At 60.7% G+C, this 23,588-nt stretch carries 17 protein-coding genes; 14 read left to right on the top strand and 3 right to left on the bottom strand.

What is annotated here, in order from left to right; genetic code table 11:
- Position 1: 1 nt before the first annotated feature.
- From gdhA to trxA, 3 genes are all read right to left on the bottom strand, one after another.
- Positions 2-1,342: an NADP-specific glutamate dehydrogenase gene (gene gdhA, locus EDC26_RS13510; RefSeq protein ID WP_132583467.1), complete on the bottom strand. Its 1,341-nt coding sequence runs from the start codon at positions 1,340-1,342 to the stop codon at positions 2-4.
- Between the two features lie 162 nt (positions 1,343-1,504).
- Positions 1,505-2,761: a transcription termination factor Rho gene (gene rho / locus EDC26_RS13505; RefSeq protein WP_132583465.1), complete on the bottom strand. Its 1,257-nt coding sequence runs from the start codon at positions 2,759-2,761 to the stop codon at positions 1,505-1,507.
- Positions 2,762-2,829: 68 nt separating this feature from the next.
- On the bottom strand, positions 2,830-3,156 hold the full coding sequence (trxA, locus tag EDC26_RS13500; RefSeq protein ID WP_132583463.1) for a thioredoxin TrxA: 327 nt from the start codon (positions 3,154-3,156) through the stop codon (positions 2,830-2,832).
- A gap of 451 nt (positions 3,157-3,607) precedes the next feature.
- Here trxA and EDC26_RS13495 point away from each other — a divergent pair, with 451 nt between their 5' ends.
- From EDC26_RS13495 to alaS, 14 genes are all read left to right on the top strand, one after another.
- Positions 3,608-5,569: a DNA topoisomerase IV subunit B gene (locus tag EDC26_RS13495; protein ID WP_132583461.1), complete on the top strand. Its 1,962-nt coding sequence runs from the start codon at positions 3,608-3,610 to the stop codon at positions 5,567-5,569.
- 44 nt (positions 5,570-5,613) lie between these two features.
- On the top strand, positions 5,614-7,947 hold the full coding sequence (gene parC, locus EDC26_RS13490) for a DNA topoisomerase IV subunit A (RefSeq protein WP_132583459.1): 2,334 nt from the start codon (positions 5,614-5,616) through the stop codon (positions 7,945-7,947).
- 60 nt (positions 7,948-8,007) lie between these two features.
- Positions 8,008-9,042, top strand: a complete 1,035-nt coding sequence (locus EDC26_RS13485) for a CDP-6-deoxy-delta-3,4-glucoseen reductase (RefSeq protein WP_132583457.1) — start codon at positions 8,008-8,010, stop codon at positions 9,040-9,042.
- Positions 9,043-9,079: 37 nt separating this feature from the next.
- A complete protein-coding gene (locus EDC26_RS13480) occupies positions 9,080-10,333 on the top strand; it encodes a D-amino acid dehydrogenase (protein ID WP_132583455.1) in 1,254 nt (417 codons plus the stop codon).
- 7 nt (positions 10,334-10,340) lie between these two features.
- Entirely contained in the window at positions 10,341-11,768 is a 1,428-nt protein-coding gene (locus EDC26_RS13475) for an extracellular solute-binding protein (protein WP_132583453.1), read from the top strand.
- A gap of 221 nt (positions 11,769-11,989) precedes the next feature.
- The gene (locus EDC26_RS13470) at positions 11,990-12,901 is read left to right on the top strand and encodes a TrbG/VirB9 family P-type conjugative transfer protein (protein ID WP_132583451.1); all 912 of its coding nucleotides are present in this window, start codon (positions 11,990-11,992) and stop codon (positions 12,899-12,901) included.
- 8 nt (positions 12,902-12,909) lie between these two features.
- The gene (locus EDC26_RS13465; RefSeq protein ID WP_132583449.1) at positions 12,910-14,499 is read left to right on the top strand and encodes a type II secretion system protein GspD; all 1,590 of its coding nucleotides are present in this window, start codon (positions 12,910-12,912) and stop codon (positions 14,497-14,499) included.
- A 12-nt stretch (positions 14,500-14,511) separates the two neighbouring features.
- Entirely contained in the window at positions 14,512-15,888 is a 1,377-nt protein-coding gene (locus EDC26_RS13460; RefSeq protein ID WP_132583447.1) for a type IV pilus inner membrane component PilO, read from the top strand.
- A complete protein-coding gene (locus EDC26_RS13455; RefSeq protein WP_132583446.1) occupies positions 15,785-16,294 on the top strand; it encodes a hypothetical protein in 510 nt (169 codons plus the stop codon). The genes EDC26_RS13460 and EDC26_RS13455 overlap by 104 nt, the downstream gene beginning before the upstream one ends.
- A 4-nt stretch (positions 16,295-16,298) precedes the next feature.
- Positions 16,299-18,071 carry an ATPase, T2SS/T4P/T4SS family gene (locus tag EDC26_RS13450; protein ID WP_132583444.1) on the top strand — a complete coding sequence of 591 codons (1,773 nt, stop codon included), beginning with the start codon at positions 16,299-16,301 and terminating at the stop codon, positions 18,069-18,071.
- Positions 18,068-19,201: a general secretion pathway protein gene (locus tag EDC26_RS13445; RefSeq protein WP_243700916.1), complete on the top strand. Its 1,134-nt coding sequence runs from the start codon at positions 18,068-18,070 to the stop codon at positions 19,199-19,201. The genes EDC26_RS13450 and EDC26_RS13445 overlap by 4 nt, the downstream gene beginning before the upstream one ends.
- 27 nt (positions 19,202-19,228) lie before the next feature.
- On the top strand, positions 19,229-19,831 hold the full coding sequence (locus tag EDC26_RS13440; RefSeq protein ID WP_132583442.1) for a type 4 pilus major pilin: 603 nt from the start codon (positions 19,229-19,231) through the stop codon (positions 19,829-19,831).
- A gap of 9 nt (positions 19,832-19,840) precedes the next feature.
- Positions 19,841-20,863, top strand: coding sequence for a hypothetical protein (locus EDC26_RS13435; RefSeq protein ID WP_132583440.1), 1,023 nt, complete (start codon positions 19,841-19,843; stop codon positions 20,861-20,863).
- A gap of 63 nt (positions 20,864-20,926) precedes the next feature.
- On the top strand, positions 20,927-23,551 hold the full coding sequence (gene alaS, locus EDC26_RS13430; RefSeq protein ID WP_132583438.1) for an alanine--tRNA ligase: 2,625 nt from the start codon (positions 20,927-20,929) through the stop codon (positions 23,549-23,551).
- Positions 23,552-23,588: the final 37 nt, after the last annotated feature.

Below are 23,588 nucleotides of genomic sequence, written 5' to 3'. Positions count from 1 at the left end.
GTCAGTATATGCCTTGGTGCAGCATGGCGTCGGCCACTTTGGCGAAGCCGGCTATGTTTGCGCCGTGCAAATAGTTCACGTAGTCGCCGTGGGCGCCATGGTCGACGCAGTTTTCGTGGATATGACGCATGATGGCGTGCAGTTTGCTGTCGACTTCTTCGCGCGTCCAGTGCAGGCGTTGCGCATTCTGGGCCATCTCCAGACCCGACACGGCAACGCCGCCCGCGTTGCTGGCTTTACCGGGCGCATACAAGATCTTGGCGTCGATGAATGCCGCGGCGGCTTCCAGGTTGGCAGGCATGTTGGCGCCCTCGGCGACGCAGCGCACGCCGTTCTTGATAAGCATGCGGGCGTCTTCTAGCTCCAGCTCGTTTTGTGTGGCGCAGGGCAGGGCCACGTCAACCGGCACATGCCAGGGACGTTTGCCGGCTTCGTACCTTAGCTTGAACAGCTTGGCGTAGGTTTCCACACGTCCGCGTTTTTCGTTCTTGAGTTCAATCAAGGCCGCCAGTTTTTCGGCGTTAAAACCGGCCGGGTCGACGACGACTCCGTGCGAGTCCGACACGGTAACGACTTTGGCACCTAGTTGCATGCATTTTTCGATGGCGTACTGGGCGACATTGCCTGAGCCCGATACCGACACGCTCAGGCCGGCGATCGATTGGCGGGTGCGCTTGAGCATTTCTTCGGCGAAATAGACGGTGCCATAGCCGGTCGCTTCAGGGCGGATCAAGCTGCCGCCTAAGGTGATTCCCTTGCCGGTAAATACGCAGGCGGCGGAATTCGACAGCTTTTTCATCATCCCGGCCATGAAGCCGATTTCGCGGCCGCCCACACCGATATCGCCCGCCGGGACATCGGTGTCGGGGCCCAGATGGCGGTGGAGTTCAATAATGAGCGCCTGGCAAAAACGCATGACTTCGCCGTCGGATTTGCCCTTGGGGTCGAAATCGGAGCCCCCTTTACCGCCGCCCATGGGTAGGGTGGTAAGGGCATTTTTGAAGGTCTGTTCGAAGGCCAGAAATTTGAGTATGGACAGGTTCACCGACGGATGAAAACGCATTCCACCCTTGAATGGGCCGATGGCCGAACTGTGCTGGATGCGAAAGCCTCGGTTGATTTGCACCCGGCCGTGGTCGTCGACCCACGAGATGCGAAATTGGATCACGCGCTCGGGTTCAACTAGGCGGTATAGCAGACCTTGCTGGGCGTAACGGGGATTCTGTTCGATGAAAGGCCACAGGCTGTTCATTACTTCTTTTACAGCCTGCATGAATTCGGGCTGATAGGGGTCGCGCGCCTTAATTTGATCCAGAAATTGATTCAGCGTAGGTAGATTCATCCGACAGAGTTCCACAGAATGCGTGCCGAGGTGCAACCTGCCCGGCTGAATTGGAAGAGCGTTTGCCGGTTGTTACCTTGGCATGAAGTGATAGACGCGAATTCGCTATGCGCTTCGCAGGCAAGTCTCCCTGGAACGAGAATAGCCCACGCTTGCGCACGGCTATTTTTTCATCATGTCGAAAAATTCGGCATTGTTTTTGGTGGCGCGGATTTTATCCAGAATGAATTCCATCGCTTCGACTTCGTCCATATCGTGGATGAACTTGCGCAGCACCCAGATTTTTTGCAGAAGCTCGGGCTTGATCAGCAATTCTTCGCGGCGCGTGCCCGATTTATTCAAATTGATGGCGGGGTAGACGCGTTTCTCGGCCAGGCGGCGCTCCAGATGCAGCTCGGAGTTGCCGGTGCCTTTGAATTCTTCGTAGATGACTTCGTCCATGCGACTGCCGGTTTCGACCAGAGCCGTACCGATGATGGTCAGCGAGCCACCCTCTTCGATATTGCGCGCCGCGCCGAAAAAGCGTTTGGGGCGCTGCAAGGCATTGGCGTCCACGCCGCCCGTGAGCACTTTGCCCGAGGCGGGCACGACGGTGTTGTAGGCACGCGCCAGCCGGGTGATGGAGTCGAGCACAATGACCACGTCTTTTTTCAACTCGACCAGACGCTTGGCCTTTTCGATGACCATTTCGGCGACCTGCACGTGACGCGTGGCGGGCTCGTCGAAGGTGGATGCCACGACTTCGCCGCGCACCGTGCGCTGCATTTCAGTGACTTCTTCGGGGCGTTCGTCGACCAGCAGCACGATCAGCACCGCGTCGGGATAATTGGCCGCAATAGCGTGCGCAATATGCTGGGTGATAACGGTTTTGCCCGACTTGGGGCTCGATACGATAAGCGCCCGCTGGCCTTTGCCTATGGGCGCGAAAATATCGAGAATGCGTCCGGTGACGTTTTCTTCGCCTTTCATGTCGCGTTCCAGAACCATGGGCTGGTTCGGATGCAGCGGCGTGAGGTTTTCAAACATGATGCGGTGCTTGATGGCCTCGGGCTGCATGCCGTTGACCTTGTCGACCTTGACCAGTGCAAAGTAGCGTTCGCCGTCTTTGGGGGTGCGGACTTCGCCTTCGATGGAGTCGCCCGTGTGCAGATTGAAGCGGCGAATTTGCGACGGCGAGATATAGATATCGTCGGTGCTGGCCAGATAAGAGGTTTCGGGCGAGCGTAAAAAGCCAAAGCCGTCGGGCAGTACTTCAAGGACGCCATCGCCGAATATTTGTTCGCCTTGCTTGGCGCGGCGCTTCATGATGGCGAACATGAGTTCTTGTTTGCGCAGGCGGCTGGCGTTCTCGATATCCAGGCCGGCGGCCAGTTCTAGCAGCTGCGAAACGTGCTGCACTTTTAGTTCTGTGAGATGCATGAGTGAGGAAAGGGGGTATTTGAAAGCAGATGGCGAGCCTAGAATAGGCTCGCGCGAGAAACACTATTTTACAGGGATTCGTCGAGAAAGGCGTTGAGCTGCGATTTGGACAGCGCGCCGACTTTGGTCGCGGTGGCCTTGCCGTTTTTGAACACCATGAGAGTGGGGATGCCCCGGATGCCGAATTTGGCGGATGTCTCGGGATTGGCGTCGACATCGACTTTGGCAACGGTAACGCGCCCCTGGTATTCCTGGGCGGCGGTTTCGAGCAAGGGCGCAATCGCCTTGCAAGGGCCGCACCATGCGGCCCAGTAGTCAACCAGCACGGGCAGGTCGGATTTAAGCACATCCGCCTCAAAGCTGGCGTCGCTTACGTGTTTGATGGATTCGCTCATGATAAGAAGAGAAGAAAGTGAGGGGATATTTGAAAACTATACGGGAATAGGGGGCAACAGCACAATGAATTCTAGTCTTGTAGTGCATAGTCTTGTTGCCGAATGCCTACAAGCATACCACTGTCGAGGCTACTGTGCTCGGAGATGGTGGGGGGATGTTGTGGAGGGATGGCGGGATGTGTTGTGGGGGGATGGCACCCACAAGGGGTGCCACTACAAGCGACGGGCATGTTTTGTGGGGGCGACCTTTGTGACTGCCAAAATCGTTGGCAATCAAGATGATATCCCTATAAACATATCCGTGAATCATGTAGCGGCAGCCCTTGTGGCTGCCACCGATATTGCCTGCCCGCCGCGTCGCAGTGGCGACCCTTGTGGCCACCCTTCAAGCGGCAATTTTCAGTTCGTCCGTAAAATAACGTTTTTTGTTCACCCAAAAGTTTAACGATAAATGGCTACACCACTCTACGACGAAGCATCCATTCGGGTCCTGAAGGGGCTGGAGCCTGTGCGTCAGCGCCCCGGCATGTACACCCGCACAGAAAGCCCCATGCATATTGTGCAGGAGGTGATCGATAACGCGGCCGATGAGGCGCTCGCGGGGTTTTGCCAGCATATCCAGGTGGTGCTCCACTCCGACTCGAGCATTTCGGTTGAAGACGACGGTCGCGGCATTCCCGTGGGTTTGCATCCCGAAGAGCATGCGCCGGTGGTGGAAATCGTGTTTACGCAATTGCACGCCGGCGGCAAATTCGACAAGAAGGGCGACGGCGCCTATGCGTTTTCAGGCGGTTTGCACGGCGTGGGCGTTTCGGTCACCAATGCCTTGTCCTCGCGGCTTGAGGTCTGCGTTTGGCGTGGCGGCCAGACGCATCAAATGGTATTTGCCGATGGCGACGTTAAGGTCCCTTTGCGCAAGCTGGAGCCCGTCAGCCGCAAGAAAACCGGGACACGCGTGCGTGTATGGCCCGACCCCCGGTATTTTGACAGCCCGGTTATCCCTCTGGCCGAATTGGTTCACGGCCTGCGCAGCAAGGCGGTGCTGCTCAGCGGTCTGAAGGTGTCGCTCACCATAGAAAAGACGGGCGAAACGCGCCATTGGCAATACCAGGACGGCCTGCGCGGCTACCTGGCCGAGGAGCTCGACGGCACACAGGCGCTGGTGCCTGCATTCGAGGGCCGGCAGTACGCCGAGGACGATCATGAGGCCTTTGCTCCGGGCGAGGGCGCGCAGTGGGTCGTGGTTTGGACGGTGGATGGCCCGCTGGTGCGTGAATCTTACGTGAATCTGATTTCCACGACCGCCGGGGGCACCCATGAGTCGGGTCTGCGCGAGGGGCTGTTTAGCGCGGTGAAAACATTTGCCGAACTCCATAGCCTGATCCCCAAGGGGATCAAGCTTTTGCCTGAGGATGTGTTTGCCCGCGCCAGCTTTATCTTGTCGGCCAAGGTGCTGGACCCGCAGTTCCAGGGGCAGATCAAAGAGCGCCTGAATAGCCGCGATGCGGTTCGCCTGGTGGGCGGATTTGTGAAAAATGCGCTCGACCTGTGGTTGAGCGCCAATGTTGAAGCGGGCAAAAAACTGGCCGATAGCGCCATCCGCCAGGCGCAGGCGCGCGCGCGTTCAGCGCAGAAGGTGGAAAAGCGCAAGGGCTCGGGGGTGGCGGTGCTGCCCGGCAAGCTTACCGATTGCGAGTCCAGCGACAGCAGCCGCACCGAGGTCTTCCTGGTGGAAGGCGACTCGGCCGGCGGGTCGGCCAAAATGGGGCGCGACAAGGAATTTCAGGCGGTGTTGCCTTTGCGCGGCAAAGTGCTTAATTCCTGGGAGGTGGAGCGCGATCGCCTGTTTGCGAATAACGAAATACACGATATCGCCGTTGCCATTGGCGTTGACCCGCACGGCCCGCACGATAAGCCCGATTTGTCCAGCCTGCGCTATGGGCGGATTTGCATCCTGTCCGATGCCGATGTCGATGGCTCGCACATACAGGTGCTGCTGCTGACCTTGTTTTTCCGGCATTTCCCCAGGCTCGTCGAGGCCGGCCATGTCTATGTGGCGCGGCCTCCCCTGTTTCGCCTGGATGTGCCGGCGCTGGGCAAGCGGCCGGCGCGCAAAATCTATTGCCTGGATCAGGGCGAGCTTGCCGCGGTGCAGGACAAGCTGCGCAAGGAAGGCGTAAAAGAACAGGCCTGGAGCGTGAGCCGCTTCAAAGGCCTGGGTGAAATGAGCGCCGAACAGCTGTGGGATACGACCATGAACCCGGATACCCGGCGTTTGATGCCGGTCGTTTGCGGCGAGCTGGGAATCGAAGCCACCACCCGGATGTTCGATATGTTGATGGGCAAGGGCGAATCGGCGCAGCGGCGCACCTGGCTCGAAGAGAAAGGCAATCTGGCCGAGCTCGATGTCTGAAGGCGTCGGCAATCGTTACGTTAAAGAAATAAAGAGATCGATAGATGGATGATAGTACGCAAGCAGGTCTGTTTGACGCGGCCCCTCACGACGACGAGCAGATTTTATTGGCCACGTATGCAGAGCAGGCCTATTTGGATTACGCCATTTCGGTAGTGCGCGGGCGCGCCTTGCCCGAGGTGGCCGATGGGCAAAAGCCCGTACAGCGCCGGATTTTGTTCGCCATGCAGGCCATGGGCCTGGTGGCCAATGCCAAACCGGTCAAGTCGGCCCGCGTGGTGGGCGATGTGTTGGGCAAATACCATCCGCATAGCGATCAGGCGGCTTACGACGCCATGGTGCGCATGGCCCAGAGCTTTACCTTGCGTTATCCATTGGTGGACGGCCAGGGCAATTTCGGTTCGCGCGATGGCGATAACGCGGCGGCCATGCGTTATACCGAGGCGCGTTTGACGCCTTTTTCCCGGGTGCTTCTCGATGAACTGAACGAGGGCACGGTTGATTTCACACCCAACTATGACGGCAGCCAGACCGAGCCCGTTATGCTGCCGGCGCGTTTGCCGGTCATGCTGCTCAACGGCGCGTCGGGCATTGCCGTGGGCATGGCCACCGAAATTCCCTCGCACAACCTGCGCGAGATCGCGCAGGCCAGCGTGGCGCTGCTCAAAAACCCCAAGCTGTCCGATGAGGATCTGTTGGCGCTGGTGCCGGGGCCGGACTTCGCCGGAGGCGGTCAGATCATTTCCACGCCGGCCGATATCGCCCAGATTTATCAGCATGGCAAGGGCTCGATCAAGGCTCGCGCGTGCTGGCAGTTCGAAGAGCTGGCTCGAGGCCAATGGCAGTTGGTGGTGCATGAATTGCCGCCGGGCGCGTCTTCGCAAAAAATACTGGAAGAAATCGAAGACCTGACCAACCCGAAAGTTCGCGCCGGCAAAAAGAGCCTGAGCGCCGAACAGCAGCAAACCCGGGCGCTTATCCTGGGCCTGCTCGACACGGTGCGCGACGAGTCGGGCAAGCAGGCGGCCGTGCGGCTGGTGTTTGAACCTAAAACCAGCCGCATCGATCGCGATGAATTCGTCAATACTTTGCTGGCGCAGACCAGCATGGAAGGCAGCGTGTCGATGAATCTGGTGTGCATCGGCACCGATGGGCGGCCCGGACAGCGCGGCCTGCGCCAGGTATTGACCGAATGGCTGGGGTTTCGCACGCAAACGGTTACGCGGCGCACGCAGCATCGGCTCGACCGCGCCACCGACCGCATCCATGTGCTGGAAGGCCGCATGGTGGTGTATCTGAATGTCGAAGAAGTGATCCAGACCATACGCGAAGCCGACGAGCCGCGGCCGGCCTTGATGCAACGCTTTGATCTGTCCGAACGCCAGGCTGAAGACATACTGGAGATGCGCTTGCGCCAGTTGGCACGCCTGGAAGGGTTCAAGATAGAGAAAGAGCTGGCCGAAAAAAAGGACGAGCAGGCGGGGTTGCAGGAGCTGCTGGACAGCCCGGCCGCGCTCAAACGCCTGATCACGCGGGAAATCGAGGCCGATGCCAAGCTGTATGGCGATGAGCGGCGCACGCTCATTGAAGTCGCGCAGCGCGCCGTGCTGGAAACCCGGGTAGTCGATGAGCCTGTTACGGTCATCGTGTCGCAAAAAGGGTGGTTGCGGGTGCGGGCCGGCCATGGTCATGATGCCGGCCAATTCGGTTTCAAGGCGGGCGACGGCCCCTCCAATGTGCTGGAATGCCGCAGCGTCGACAACCTGGTTGCGATGTCCACTGAAGGCAGGATGTATACGGTGCCCGTGTCGGGCCTGCCTTCGGCGCGCGGCGATGGCCAGCCGATTACGGCCTTGGTGGACGTGGCGCCGGGCACGCGCATCGTGCACATGGTGGCGGGTGCCGACGATGGCCGTTATGTCCTGGGCAGCAGGTCGGGCTATGGCTTTATCACAAGCCTCAAAGACATGCTTACCCGCCAGCGCGCAGGCAAGCAGTTCATGACGCTGGCCGAGGGCGACACATTGCTTGCTCCCATTGCCTTGCAGGATGGCGATGATTGTTTGGCGATGTTGAGCGGTAAAGGCCGGATGCTGGTGCTGGCCTTGTCCGAGGTGAGGACGCTCTCGGGCGGCGGGCGCGGCACGATACTGATGGGGCTCGATGGCGCCGACAAGGTGGCGCAATGGGCGGCGATAGGGCCGGCGGGGCTGGCGGCCAGCGGCCTGTACCGCAATAAAGAGACCCGGGTTGTGCTGGAAGGCCCTGAATTGGCTCAGTACCTGGGAAAACGCGCGCGTAAAGGTAAACTCTTGTCGGTCAAGGTCAAGCAGCCGGTGCTTGCGGCCGTCAGGGCCGGCGAGGACGCAACTTCATAGACCCTTTGACGGGACATAAAATGCGTCTGTTCATTCATCACCCATACGTTTAGAGTTGATATGAGTTTCAAGGTTACCGTTACGCCCAGCGGGCATGAGTTTTCCGTCGAACCCGGCCAGACTGTGCTGGATGCGGCCCTGGCCGCCGGCATTATCCTGCCCTACAGCTGCCACAATGGGGCGTGCTCTACCTGCAAGGGCCGTGTGGTGTCAGGGGATTACGAGGCGGGTCCGCATCCGGCGCAACTTCTGTCGCCAGAAGATCTGGCCGCGGGCTATACCTTGTTCTGCCAGGCGCAACCGGGCTCGGATATGCTGATTGAAGCGCGCGAGATCCGCATGGCGAGCGATATCCAGATTCGCAAGATGCCGTCGCGGGTGATGCAGATGGAGCCGGCCGCCGCCGATGTCATGATCCTGCAATTGCAGTTGCCCGCCGCCGATCCCTTCAAGTACTACGCCGGGCAGTATCTTGAATTCATCCTCAAGGATGGCCGGCGCCGCAGTTATTCCATGGCTTGCCCGCCCACCGAAAATAATCAGGTTGAGCTGCACATACGCCATATGCCGGGCGGAGCGTTTACCGATCATGTGTTTGGCGCGGGCGCCACTCAGATGAAGGTGCGCGAAATCCAGCGTGTCGAAGGGCCGTTCGGTTCCTTTTTCCTGCGTGAAGATTCCTCCAAACCGATTGTATTTCTGGCCAGCGGAACCGGTTTTGCGCCCATCAAGGCCATTATCGAACGCATGGCGGCTCACCCGGCGGGGCGTCGGGCGGTGCTGTACTGGGGGGGGCGGCGTCCGCAGGATCTGTACATGCATGAAAAGGCGCTGCAGTGGTCCAGAAGCATCGCCGATTTCTCGTACGTGCCGGTGGTGTCCGAGGCCAGCGAGGAAGACCAATGGAGCGGGCGCACCGGTTTTGTCCATCGGGCGGTGCTCGACGATATTCCCGACCTTTCCGGATACCAGGTGTATGCCTGCGGGGCGCCCATTGTGGTCGATAGCGCCAGGCGCGATTTCACCCGGCAAGGCGGCCTGCCGCCCGACGAGTTCTATGCCGATGCGTTTACCTCCGCAGCCGATCTGAAATAGACGTGTTTCGAGGTGCGAGCCAGGGAGTGCCATTGCCATGAAAATTGCGGTGCTGGGTAGTGGGATCATTGGGACGGCCACGGCATGGTGGTTGCTGCAGGCCGGGCACGAGGTGGTGGTTATCGATCGCCAGAGCGGCCCGGCGCAAGAAGCCAGCCGCGCCAATGGCTGCCAGATTTCGGTGTCGCATTCCGAGCCGTGGGCTAATCCGCAAGCGCCTCTCCAATTGCTGAAATGGCTTTTTCAGAAGAATGCGCCGCTATCCTTTCGGCCCCGGTTCGATTTGCGCCTGTGGCTTTGGGGCCTGGCCTTTCTGCGCGAATGCCTGCCGGGGCGGCAGGCGCCGAATATACAGGCGATGGTGCGTTTGGCTGAATATAGCCGGCGCACGTTGCAGGCCATGCGCGCCGATCTGGGCATCGAGTACAACCATCTGGAGCGGGGCATACTGACTTTCTATCGGGATGCGGGCGAATTCGAAACGTCGCAAAAGGCGGCTGGCCTGATGCGCAATTTTGGCGTCGATCGCCGCATTGTCAGCACCGACGAGATCATGCAGATCGAACCCGCGTTAATTCCGGCGCGCTCGTTTATCGTGGGCGGCGACTATACGGCCGAAGATGAAACGGGTGATGTTTATTTGTTTACCACGGCCCTGGCCGAGCGCGCCCGGCGCGCGGGCGCTGAGTTCCGGTTTTCTACCCGGGTCAGCCGTTTGCTGACTGAAGGCGGGCGCATTCAGGGCGTGGAGCTGATCGATCCCGAGGGTCTGTACCAGACTCTGACGGCGGATGCCTATGTGGCGGCGTTGGGTAGCGATACCCTGCGGTTGGTCGCGCCCCTGGGCGTACCCTGCAATGTGTATCCGGCCAAGGGTTATTCGGCCACTTTCGACATTGTCGACTCCGATGCCGCCCCGACGGTCAGCCTGACCGATAGCGCGCACAAAGTGGTCTATACCCGTATTGGTAAGCAAATACGTATGGCCGGTACGGCCGAGCTCTCGGGATACTCACGTGCGCTCAATACAATCCGTTGCGATAATATGTTGGCCCAGGCGCGGGATTTGTTTCCAAACGCGCTTGATTTTGCTACTGTTCGGTTCTGGTCCGGCCTGCGCCCCTCTACTCCGTCGAACGTACCACTCATTGGCAGGACACGAATTTCCAATTTGTACATGAACACCGGGCATGGCACGCTCGGGTGGACGATGGGCGCAGGATCGGGCCGCGCCCTGGCTGATTTGATTTCCGGTAAATCACCCGAACCCGATTTTCCCTTTTTAGGCTAAACAATTTATGAAGATCTATCCGTTTTGCGGCCCAGACTCCTCCTGGCGTGCCGTGGCGTTGGTGGGGGCGGCCGCTTTGTTTGGCGCCTCTCCGGCCTGGGCTGCGGGAGCGACCGATATACAAGTCTGGTATAGCCTCAACCCTCATAACAACCAGGTGTTTCAGACACTGGTCAAACAGTTCAATGGCAGTCAAGCCGATGTGCATGTCAGCCTCAAGGCCTTTGATACGCCCGAACAGGTCGAAGCCGCACTCGTGGCCGGTGTCAAAACCAAGAACACCCCCAATCTTGTACAGTTGAACGATGACCATGCCCCCGACGAGCTGATCAATCGCAGTTATATTCTGCCTTTGCATACAATGCTCGCCAAATACCCCATCAAGGACGCCAAGTGGTTCGTGTCGTCCGACCATGCCGCCATGCGCGATGCCAAGGGGCGCCTGCTGGCCTTCCCGTACATGACGGATGTTCCGGTCATGTACTACAACATCGACGCGTTCAAGAAAGCCCATATCGAACCGGCGATTCCCGCGCGCACCTGGATAGGCCTGCAGGATCAGCTGGTGAAGTTGGCCAACGCCAGTTCGCGCAAATGTCCCTACACCACAGACATACCGGTATCCATCAATCTGGAAAATCTGGCCGCTGTCAATAACCAGTTCTATACGACGGACGACAATGGCTTGAAAGCCAAGTCGGCACCCAGCTTTCCCATGGATCTGATGTACGTGCGCCATTTGTCGATGATGATCAGCTGGGCTCGCACCGAATTGCTGGTTAAGCCCGAGTTTGAGGCGCAGTCCACCCAGCGGTTTGCGAATCGCGAGTGTGCCGTGCTGATGTCGGGCTCCGGCAATCTGGGGTGGTTCAACAGCACCCGTTCGCTCAGCTTCGGCGTGGCTGCTTTGCCGTATTACCAGGAGGCTACGGCGCAGCCTGGCAGCCCCTTCGTGGGCGGCGCCGCCTTCTGGGCGCTCGACAAGCAGTCTCAGACACAGGAAAAAGCGACCGCCGCGTTTCTCGGCTGGCTCGCCCAGCCCAAGAACGCCGCGACCTGGTATCAGAGCACTGGCTTTCTGCCTTTGACACAGCAAGCCTTCGCCCAGACCGATTCGGCTTATTATAAAAATCTGGGCAACTGGCAGGCTCTGGTGGCCGACTATGCACGCAAGCCCAGTGCGACCGATCGTGGTTTTCACGTGGCCAATTATCCGAAGGTCAAGGCCATGTTCCGCGAAAGGCTCAATACTGCCCTGAATGGCCAGGATCCCGCTGTGAGCGCGCTTAGAACTGCGTCGGCCGAAGCCAATTCGATCATGCGTCCGGGTTCGTCGTTCGCACAAGGCCCGGCAGCCAAGTCGGCAAGCACCCGGCATACGTCGAAATCGAAGTCTCACAAGACGGTTAAAAAAAGCGTCGCCGAGAAAAAATAAAAAGAATCCGTATTGAAAGCCCTGCTGGCCGAATATGGCCGGCAGGGCTTTTTTTTCCGGCCTCGAATCTTCTTATCGCTTTGATTTACTGCGTTTTTTTGCTGTCGACAGAGTCTGTGGCCTGACGACAAAACTCTCCACTCGTATATATCGGTCTGGCGGCGCGCCCGCTCGGCATTCAAGATGGCGGCTCATTTCATTTCTCGAATTGGGATGTCCAGATGCCTAGACTATGGATTGCCGCGCTGCTTCTTGGGCTTTTGTCCGCATGTTCAGCCCTGCCTGAATGGTCGTGGCTGTCGAGCACACCGGCACGCAATGCCGATCCGGTTTCGGGTCAATACAATTTTGGCTGGCGCCTGTCGGGAGATCGTGCCGTTGCGCCGTTGCAGGTTTTCGATAACGGGCGGCAAATGTGGCTGCAGTTTGCGCCCGGTCAGGCGATCCCGGCCATATTCGAACATGCCGCGCAAGGCGACCGCCCCCTTGATTACCATCGTAATGGGCCATACCTGGTCTTGAGCGGCGTGCGGCCTCATCTGATATTGCGCGGTGGGCATTTAAAAAGTTTTATCGATCGGGTCGATTCCGATCCCGCTGCCCAGCCTGCGTCCGGGAGTGCTTCGCCTGCGTTGCCTGAGCGTTCGGCGGCCGATCCGTCGCCGACCGCAGCGGCATCGATTGCCGTGCCGTTAGCGTCCTCGCCCGAGCCGGCTGCCACGGTGCTGGCGGCGGCCCCGGCCGCGGTCGCTGGCGAGGCCGAGCTTGCCACAGCGGCTTCCGGGCCTGGTCCGGCACCAGATCCCGTGCCTGAGCCGGTGTTGTCAAATGAGCCGGCCGAGCAGTATCACGTCAGCCCCGATGACAAGCATCTCAGGGCGGTGCTGTCGCGCTGGGCCCATGCGGCTGGCTGGACGTTCAATCCAGAGCATTGGGCGGTCGACGCCGATATTCCGATCGTCGGTTCGGCGCACTTTGAGTCGGGCTTCAAGCTGGCGGTGCAAGAACTGGTGGCGTCTACTGAGCTGGCCGACCGCCCGCTGCAGCCGTGCTTTTATTCGAATAGAGTCTTGCGCGTCGTCCCCTATGCACAGCTTTGCGATCGCACCGCCAACTTGTCGGAGTCCTCATGAGGCGCGCCATGCAATGCCTGCTTGTCCTGTGGCTGTGCGGCCTGCTGTCGGCGTGCGCGCTGGGTGAAAAAATGCGCCGGATCATTCAATCGGCGAGCACGGCCGAGTCCGGCCTGGAAAGCCGGCATCGGGGCTTTGATCGTGCGGTCAAAAGCCGCGATGTACGCCGCGCGGCGCAAGACGTGGCACGTCCGTGGCTGGCCGGTCGCGCCCAGCCTCTGGCGCGTGAACTGACGTTGCCCCTGGCGTTGCGCGCCAATGTCAATTCGACACTGATGTTTTCCGGAGCGACGCTCGATCTGACGGAAATTGCGCAGCGCATTACGGCCGTCACCGCGATACCGGTGCATGTCAGTGCCGAGACCCTGTTGCCGATTGAACGTTTCTCGCCTCGGCTGGCCAGCGGCGCCAATACGGCCGCCCCGAGCGGACCGGGTGCGGCGCCGGCGCGTATCGCCTTGTCGGGCGGCCCCGAACCCTTGCCGCAAATTCTGGACCGAATATCCGCGCAGCTGGGAGTGGCGTGGCGTTATGCGCAGGGGCGCATCGAGTTTTACCGGACTGAAACGCGTGTTTTCAATGTCCGGGCGCTAACCCTCAATGCGCAGGCCGAGGCATCGCTGGGTTTGGGCGGCAGTGGCAAGACGCAGGGCTTTGCCAGTGCATCCAAAACCAGCCTGTCCAGCGGCAAGCTTGATTTAATGGCCGTCGTGCGAGCGCGCCTCGAGCCGTTCCTGTCTCAGGCCGGGCTCGTGGTGGCCGAGTCGGGAGCCAGTTCGGCTGTTGTCGTTACCGATATTCCTTCCGTGTTGCAGCGTATTGCCCACTATCTCGATCACGAAAATCGCTCATTGACACGCCGTGTGCGTCTGGTGTTCGAGGAAGTCACCCTTATTACGCGCGATACAGCCGAAGCGGGCCTGGACTGGGGCCTGGTTTTTTCCAGCGCCAAGGTGGCGGCGGCCATGACCATGCCGGGATCCAATCTGGCCGAAGCCGGGAGCCTCGGCCTGGGTCTCACCCAGGGCGGGTTCAAAGGGTCGGAAGCGGTGGTCAAGGCCCTGGGCCAGATAGGTCAGGTCGTGCGGCGCAGCAGCGTGCCGGTGCTCACGCTCAATCGCCGTCCGGTCACGCACGCTGTGCGAACCACCTTCTCCTATATAGACAAGGTGCAGACCACGGCACTGGCCAGTCAGGCTGGCATGGCGCTGCCTACCGTGTCGGTCAGCCAAAAGGACGAAACGGTAGGTTCTTTGCTGACCTTGGTGCCCGATGCTCAGGATGACGGCCAGATTCTGTTGTCCGTGGCGTATGACAACACGGTCGCGCAGCCGCTCAAGTCGGTCACCTTCGGCGATAAGTCCAATCCTTTGCAACTGCAGCAAATTACCATCGACGGCAATGGCACCGTACAGCAATTGGTTCTATATCCCGGCCAGCCCATGGTGGTTTCGGGTTTTGACCGTGTATTGGAGGAATCCGAAGCCCGGCGCCTGAACCCGGGCATACCGTTGGTTCTGGGCGGCAGCGATAGCGCCTCGACTCAACGCCTGATCACCGTGATGGTGATCACGGCGCAAGTCGAAGAAGGTTTTTGACGGAGACCGGCCATGAACGACGTGCTGATTCTGCCCGGCTCTTCAGTCTCATTGGTCTTTGGCCTGGACTGGCTGCCATTGATCAACGCAGGAGCCCGAAAGCTTGCGCAACGCATTGCCCGGCAGCGGGGCGCGACTCATTGGGTGTGCTCAGGCGAAGCCGCGGCGGCGGTGGGCATGGCGCGTTTGAAATTGACGCGGGCCCAACGCCGGCAGCGGTTAGGTTCGGCGGCGCAGGTGGTGGCCCAATTGCGCGCCACCGGCACGGTAGCCTTGCTGCTTGAACTCGGTCCGGCCCGTTATTGGCTGGTGGCGGTGCATGAAGGGGCGGTGGTGGCCCGCACCGACAAGCTGTTTGCAAGCCGGCTTCACGCCGCCGATGTCCTGACCGAGCTGGAACAGGCTTACCCCCAACTGCAAGTTCTGGATGGCGCTCCCGACGCCATCGATCTGCCCGTACTGGAGGCCGCCAGCACGGCTGAGGCTCGTCTGCTGCCGCTGGATCGGTGGCGCCCGTTGTTGCCCCGGCCCGTACAGTGGTTCGTGTTATCGATGGTGTTGGTTGGATTGCTGCCTCGATTGTGGCGCGTGGTTGCACCCGGGCCGAGGGTTCAGGCCGCCGGGCCGTTCGATCCTTATCGGGCATGGAGCGACGCGCTTGCTCAAGCCAGCCGCAACGTCGTCGTGCATGGTGTGCAGGGTACGCGAGCGGCTTTGGACAGCCTGCAGGATGCGCCGGTGCAGATTGCCGGCTGGTTCCTGACGCAGGCGATGTGTATGCCGCAGGCGGGCGGCTGGCGTTGCCAGGCGCGTTACGACAGGCGGGGCGCCCAGGCCAGCAACGATGGCTTGCTCGCGCTTGCTCCTGCGGCGTGGGCCGTTGAATTCATCTCCATCGATCAGGCATTGCTGGTCTGGAGCATTGCGCTGGCCAACGTGCCGTTGGCCCAGCACGCGCTAAAAAGCAGTGCCCATAACGAACGGCATTTGTTCAGTGCCCTGCAGTCCATACAACCGGCCTTTACGCAAATGCAATTGGGTAAGCCGCAAGCACTCAAGCTCGTCGCCCCGCGCGATGCGGCGGGCCGCACGCCGCCCAAACCGGCCGGGTTGCCTGCCTATTCCTTGCGTCCCGTGCAAATTGCGGGCCCGTTGCGCTCCGGCAGCCTGTTGTTGTCGCACACCGAAGCGATGGCCTGGAAAAAAATTGCCGTATCGATCCGGGATGCGCCGCAGCTGGGGTTGCGCAGCAGCCGCCTGAATGTGTCTTTTCAAGGAGATCTCTATGAAGTCGAATCGCTGCGTCCCCTCGCGCAAGAGCGCGCATTTCCCGATCAGGCTGTCGACGATGCTGTTCGCGGCGTGGGCCTGCGCGTGGATTCTTACTAGTCCTGCACGGGCATCCGGTCCGGGCGCGGACGATCTGGCGGTAGACCAGATGTCGGTGCGCGAGCTTATGCGCCTGGACGCCGAGCAGGCTCTTGCCCAAACCCGCGCCCGCGTGGCGGGCCAGAATAATTCGCGTGCCGCGCAGGGCGTCGTCAGCAAGGCCGCGCACGGTGGCACCGCCCCCAGACTGGTGGCGATTTATGGGGTGGGTAAAAAATTGTTGGCCGAGGTGCTGGTGGGATCGCAGCCCCACGTTTATATGCGCGGCCAGGCCTTGCCCGTAGGCGCCAAGCCTGGCGCCGCCGTCCCGATGCTGCGGGGCATAACCGGTTCTTGCGTCCAGCTTGAGCGTCACGACGAAACACACACGCTTTGTCTGCACCCATCGCTGTGGGCAGGGGGGTGATGCCATGCTCAGTTCTTTGCGACGATTTGGTTTTGCCGCATCGGCCCCCGTGTTGCAAACGCCGGTGGCACGTTTTGCCGCGACACAGGCGGTGGTGATTGCCGGTTCCGACGACCTGAATCTGCTGGATCCGGCCATATTCAGGTCGCTGAGCATCGAATTTGAGGTCGAAGCGCTGGCAGGCCGCCTGTGCCCGGTGCAACTGACCGATCAGAGCGTAGCCATCTTCGCCCTGGCCGAACATGTGGGTGGCGATCAGGCCGATGAACTGGCCAGGCGCGTCCTCGAGCGGGGCTACACGCTGGCCGCGCCGCAACGTTATGTACTCGCTGCGCCTCTGTTGCTGGCCGTCGCCCGCAATCAAGTACGGCTGCAGTCGCGGTACGCAAGCCGCAGTATGGCATCGCATCCGGCCAGAACGGCGCTGGCCGGCGCCTTTCAGGATATGGTCGAGTGGGGTGTGCGCCATGGGGCCAGCGATCTGCATTTGAATATTCGCTTCAACGATGCCGAATCCGAGGTCAGGTATACCTTGGCCGGACGTTATGTGGCGCCCGAGCGGTTTCGCCGTATGCCCACTCGGACCTTGTTCGATATGCTGTCGGTGGCGTGGATGGATATTCAAGGCGGCAATGGCGCGGTGTTCGACCCTATGGCCGAGCAGCAGGGCAAATTGAGCAAACAGGTCGATGGGCGGCCCATCGTGTTGCGCTGGGCGTCGCTCGCGGCCGATCAGGGCCCCAGTGTGTGCTTGCGCTTGCTCGAACGCGACGCCGCGGCGGGCGGGCAGGGGCTGGCCGAACTGGGCTACATGCCCGAACAGATCAGCGCCATTGAACGCGCCATGCTGTCTGAAGGCGGGGCGATCGTATTCGCCGGCACGGTGGGCTCGGGAAAGTCCACGACGCTGGCATCCCTGATGGCGGGGCTGCCCGACCATCGAAAAATCATCACCATCGAAGATCCGGTCGAATTCCTGATCCCGCGCGCCATACAGAATACGGTGGTGCGCGACCTGGATGCAACCGCGCACGAGGCGTATGCGACCAAGCTTCGAACGCTTAAGCGTTCGGCCATGACCGATGTCTTGCTGGGCGAAATTCGCGATCGCGAGTCCGGCCTGGCTTTCATGGATCTGGCAGGATCCGGGGTCAATGTTTACACCACAACGCATGCGCCGTCGGCGGCCTTGGTGGGCGCGCGGCTGGCGTCTGATTTTATCGGGGTTTCGCGCGATTTTCTGGCAACCCCAGGGGTGCTCAAGCTCCTGGTTTATCAGGTGTTGCTGCCGCGTTTGTGCGCGCATTGTTGCGTTCCGGCGGTGCGTTTGCTCGACGGCGGCGTGGGTGTCGACGGCCGCTATCGCGAGGCGGGGGTGTGGCGTCAGTGGTTCGGCCGGCTGCGCCGCCTGTACGATTGCGACATTGAGTTGCTGCGGATACGCAACCCGCGAGGGTGCGCCGCGTGTGGCGGGTCGCAAGTGCGCGATCTGGATGGTTTGGCCGGCCGGACCGTGGCGGCGGAATATATCGAGCCCGCGTTGAGCCCAGGTTTTCTGGACGGACTGCGACGGGGGGATCCCATGGGGCGTGGCGACTTGCCCGGTAGCCACGGGATCGAAGAGGGGTCCGGGGCGACGGCCATGGAATGTGCTGTGCGCAAGGCCCTGCGCGGAGAAATCGATCCGCGCGATATTGAGCCGCGCTTTCAGTCTTTTGAAACCTGTGAACGCCGGTTGCGCCTCGCGGGCGAGCCTGGTTTGCGAGTCGTTGCATGAGAGCCCCGCATGGCGCCGATAGGCTGCGTCGCAGTCTGGAGCAACTTGGCGCGAGCCTGGATGCCTGGCGCTTTCGTGCGGGGCGCGCCGATTATTACGATTATCTGTCGGCACTGATGGATAGCATGCAAGGCCGGCGCACCTTACTTGAAATATTTCAGTCCGATATGCGCCGCTATGGCCACGCGACGGTGCGCGGCCGCCTGTCGCAACGCTGGGTTCAGGCCTACCCGATGACGGGCGGCGACCTGTACCTGACCTGGGCGGGATGCTTTCCCGCCAATGAGCTGGGCCTGATCCGGGTTGCCCAGGCCAGCGGCAACGCGCCGCTGGTTCATACCTTGCGCGATCTGAGCGACGCCGTGCGCCTGATCCGGCAGGCGCACGACATTCTGACCACAACCCTTTGGTCGGCCGTTCTGGCCCTGGCGATGTTGGCGGCTCTGGTGCTGGCCGTACCGCTATTTACGGTGCCGCAGCTGCGTCACACCTTCAACGCCGTGCCGCCCGAGTATTACGCAGCCTTGACGCGGCGCTTGTTTGGGTTTGCCTCGCTGGTGCAGGGCCACTGGCTTTTTGCCACGGTATTTTTTCTAGGGGCGATCCTGTTGTTGCTATGGTCTTTGCCCAATCTGACCGGCCGCATCCGGCATGGCCTGGATCGTTATTTCCTGTGGCGCATTTATCGCCAGGTTCACGCCATCGGCTTTTTGTCCGTTCTCACTATCGTGCTGGAACGGCCCGGCGCCGGATCCACGCAGCTGCGTGCGGCGCTGGCCATGCAAAGAGCGGGTGCCAGCGCCTGGGTGCTTGCCCATCTGGACGCGATGCTGGCGCGCATCGATATCGGCCTGGTGGGCGCCGACACCTTCGATACCGGTCTGTTCGATCGTGAGTTGTTCTGGTTTTTGAGCGACATGGCCATGGCGCGCGGCCTGGGCGAGGGGCTGGCGTTGACCCGCGGGCGGTTGAAATCCCAGGTGTTGTCGCTCGTGGCCCGTCAGGCGCTGGTTTTGCGCTGGGCGCTGCTGTTGTCGTGCGTGGCGGGTTTGCTGAGCCTGGGTTTGTGGCATTACGCGGTCATCGACGAACTGCGTCGTTCGCTCATGTTTTTTTACGCGAGCCAATAGTGGCAAGCGTTTCGTCAAGGAGCTGTTATGTCGTATTTTGCGTTAGCATCGCGCGCGGGTTTTGGTGATCGCCGCCGCCGGCTGTCTCGACAGCGAGGCTTCTCTCTTATTGAAGTGTCCATTGTGACGGCCATCGTATTGCTGCTGGCCATCATCGGGATTCCGGCCATAGGCAGCTACGTTGTCGAGAACAAGGTGCCCAAGATAGGCGAAGAGATGGCTCGCTTTATTTTGCAGACCAAGGTGAATGCGCCCAGCGGATCGACCACGCCTTATGCGGGTATAGGCACGCCGAATTTTGCCAACCAGGTGCGCGAATCCAGCCTGTTCTCGGTCTCCGGCAGCGATGCCGCACCGACCGTGCTGCACGGTCTGGGCAACAGTGGCGAGGTCACGGTGGCGGAGGCGTCGGCCGGAGCGGCCTTCGCCATCACCTTGTCAAAGGTGAACAATGCGGCCTGTCCGTCGATTGCATCGGTTATGCAGCGGGTGTCCGACATTATGACTATTACGCCCGAGGGCGGCACGGCGGCGGTCATCAAAGACAACACCACGGCATACAGTGCCTTGACAGCCGAAGCCAGCTGCGCCAAGGGCGATGCCAATCAGTTTGTCTTTACAGCCAGTTAGGGGCTGCCTGTGCATCGCCAGGAAGGGCACGCATTGGTCGAGTGGATGCTGGCGGCATTGCTGGCGACCTTGCTGACGGTGTGGGGAGCGGGGGCGCTGGTCCATCGGCTCGATGACTCCGCCGCCCAGTCCGGCGCCGCCTGGATGCTGACAGTCAAAAAGGCCGTGCGGCTTTACATTGAACGCTACGATCAGGTGCTGATGAAAGCCGTGGATTTCACCGAACTGGCGCATAAGGGCTACGCCAACTGGTCTGCGCCCAGTGTGGCCGAGCTTCGCGCCGACGGCTTGCTGTCGGCAGGCTTTCCCGAGCATGGGCCGCGAGCCTTGGCCGTATCGGTGCTGCTGATGCGCCGCGGAGCATGCCCCGGGGCCGATTGCCGCCTGGATGCCTTGCTCTACAGCAATCAGGCACTGGTGCAGCGAGGCTCGCAACCGATCGACGAGACGATGGTGGCGCAATGGTTGCTGGCCTCCGAAGGCTGGGGTGGAACGGTATCTCGTCAGCGCCCCGATCATATCGCCGGCGCATCATTCGGCTTTGCCAATCCGCCCGTCCCGGGCATGGCGGCTTTGCCGGTGGGCACCCTGGCCATGGCGATGACCGCCGAGCAGCTCGGTTCTTCGGACTATCTGCGCGTGGGCGACGAACGCGATCCTGATTTTCACGGCTCGGCCAGCGTGGCGGGCGATATTAAAACGGGTGGATCCTTGTCGGCGCAGAAGTATCTGAAGCTGGGCGCCCAGGAAACCGCGTTTACCTCATGCAGCGAAAATGGCGCGGTGGCTCGCCAGTATTACGGCGGGCTGTTGGTTTGCCGCGATAACTTGTGGCGCTTGAGTGGGGGAGGGGGAGGCGGCTTTTCCGTCAATACACTCTACGGATGCCGCAGCAGCAGCGGCAGTCCAACAGCCAATCCGGTCACCGGCTCGTGCAGTTGCCCCCTCGATTATTCCATGGTTGCCATTTCCGACAGCGGCAACCATCCGCCTCCCGATGGGCGCACCATGGGGTATATCTGTGTGGAATAAGCGGGGTTTTTGGCAACAGCCTCTATAATCGACCGTTACCCATTGAAATAGCGCCTTTCCGCAATGAAAACCTCCGAAATCCGTCAGAAGTTCCTATCGTTTTTTGAGTCCAGGGGTCACCACATCGTGCCCTCGTCGTCACTAGTACCGGGTAACGATCCCACTTTGCTGTTTACCAACGCAGGCATGGTGCAGTTCAAGGACGTGTTCACCGGCAAGGAAACCCGCCCCTACAAGCGCGCCACCAGCTCGCAGCGTTGCGTGCGTGCCGGGGGCAAGCATAACGATCTGGAGAACGTGGGATACACGGCCAGGCACCATACTTTTTTCGAAATGCTGGGCAATTTCAGTTTTGGCGACTATTTCAAGCGCGAGGCCATACACAATGCCTGGGAGTTGTTGACCACTGTCTATAAACTGCCGGCGGAAAAGCTTTGGGTGACGGTGTATCAGGAGGACGACGAAGCCTATGACATCTGGGCCCGCGAAATCGGCGTGCCGGTCGAACGCATTGTGCGTATTGGCGACAACAAGGGCGCGCGCTATGCATCCGACAATTTCTGGCAAATGGCCGATACCGGCCCATGCGGGCCGTGTTCCGAAATCTTCTACGATCATGGTCCCGAAATCTGGGGCGGGCCGCCCGGGTCGCCCGAGGAAGACGGCGACCGCTATATCGAGATCTGGAATCTGGTGTTCATGCAGTTCGAACGCGATGCGGCCGGCAATATGCCTAGCCTGCCCAAGCCTTGTGTCGATACCGGCATGGGGCTGGAGCGGATTGCCGCCGTCTTGCAGCATGTGCATTCAAATTATGGAATTGACCTGTTTCAGGCGCTGATCAAGGCCGCGGCGCGCGAGACCGGGGCGAGCGACCTGGGCGATAATTCGCTCAAGGTCATTGCCGATCATATTCGCGCCTGTAGCTTTCTGGTGGTCGATGGGGTCATTCCCGGCAATGAAGGACGCGGTTATGTGCTGCGGCGCATTGTGCGCCGCGCCTTGCGCCATGGTTATAAACTGGGTCAGTCGCAACCCTTCTTCCATCGCCTGGTGGCCGATCTGGTCGCGCAAATGGGGTCCGCTTATCCGGAGCTGGCGAAAAACCAGGCCCGCGTGGAGCAGGTCTTGAAGCAGGAAGAAGAGCGCTTTAGCGAAACCCTGGAGCATGGCATGAAGATCCTCGACGCGGCGCTGGCGGGCGTTCCCGACAAAGGCGTGCTCGATGGTCAAACCCTGTTCACCCTCTATGACACTTATGGCTTTCCGGTCGACCTGACCGCCGATATCTGCCGCGAGCGCAGTATCGAGGTCGATCTCGACGGTTTCGAGCTGTCCATGACGCGCCAGCGCGAACAGGCTCGCGCCGCGGGCAAGTTCAAGGCGGCCGAAGGCCTGCGTTATCAAGGGGCGCAAACGCGATTCGACGGCTATGAGCACGTTCAGGGTCGTGGGCAGGTCGTTGCCTTGTATGTGGGCGGCACGGCGGTCGATTCGGTAGCGGATGGCCAGGAGGCCATTGTGGTGCTCGACGCCACGCCTTTTTATGCGGAGTCCGGTGGCCAGGTGGGCGACACCGGCACCTTGAATGCGGGCGCCGTGTGCTTTCAGGTGTCCGACACGCAAAAAATCCAGAATGGCGTGTTTGGCCACCATGGCCGCTTGTCGGGCGGGTCGTTGAAAGTAGGCGACTCGCTCGATGCGCGGGTCGATACCGAGCGCCGCGCCCGAACCATGCGCAATCACTCGGCCACTCACCTTATGCATAAAGCCTTGCGCCAGGTGCTGGGCAACCACGTGCAGCAGCGCGGCTCGCTGGTCGACCCAGACAAAACCCGTTTCGATTTTGCGCACGACGCACCTTTGTCCGCACAGCAGATCGTTCAGGTCGAGCAGATCGTCAACGCCGAGGTCCTGGCCAATCAGGCTGTCAGTGCCCGGGTCATGGCTTACGACGAAGCCGTCAAAGGCGGCGCCATGGCCTTGTTCGGCGAAAAATACGGCGATACCGTGCGGGTGCTCGATATCGGTTTTTCACGCGAACTGTGCGGCGGCACGCATGTCAGCCGCACCGGCGATATCGGCCTGTTCAAGATTCTTTCCGAAGGCGGCGTGGCTGCCGGCGTGCGCCGCATTGAGGCGATTACCGGAGATAACGCCCTGCGGTGGGTACAGCAAGTCAATGCCACGCTGCAGCACGCGGCGGGGTTGATGAAGTCGCAGCCCTCCGAGCTTGCCGAGCGCATTGTTTTGTTGCAGGGTCAGTTGAAGGCGGCCGAGCACGATATCGACCAGGCTCGCGGCAAGCTTGCTTCGTTGGCGGGGCAGGATCTGGCGGGGCAGGCGGTGACCTTGTCGGGGGATTCCAAATTATTGGTGGCGCGCATGAATGGCACCGATCCCAAGGCGTTGCGCGGTCTGGTCGATCAGCTTAAGGATCGTCTCAAGTCGGGTGTTGTGTTGCTGGCCGCGGAGGCGGATGGAAAGATCAGCCTGGTGGCGGGCGTAACGGCCGATTTGCTGGATAGGGTAAAGGCAGGCGATCTGGTGGGCGCGGTGGCGGCCCAGGTGGGCGGCAAGGGCGGCGGGCGGCCCGATATGGCGATGGGCGGGGGCGCGAATCTGGCGGCCCTGTCGGGAGCGATGTCTGGGGTTGAGGCCTGGGTGCGTGGACGGATGGACGCTTAGGGGTTGCAGAGAATGGACGAAATGCGTGGAGGCATGG

Origin of the sequence: Paralcaligenes ureilyticus, assembly GCF_004346225.1 — a bacterium.
Lineage (GTDB): Bacteria > Pseudomonadota > Gammaproteobacteria > Burkholderiales > Burkholderiaceae_B > Paralcaligenes > Paralcaligenes ureilyticus.
Note: the sequence above shows the minus strand (reverse complement) of the source record. Positions and strands in the feature narration are given on the sequence as shown.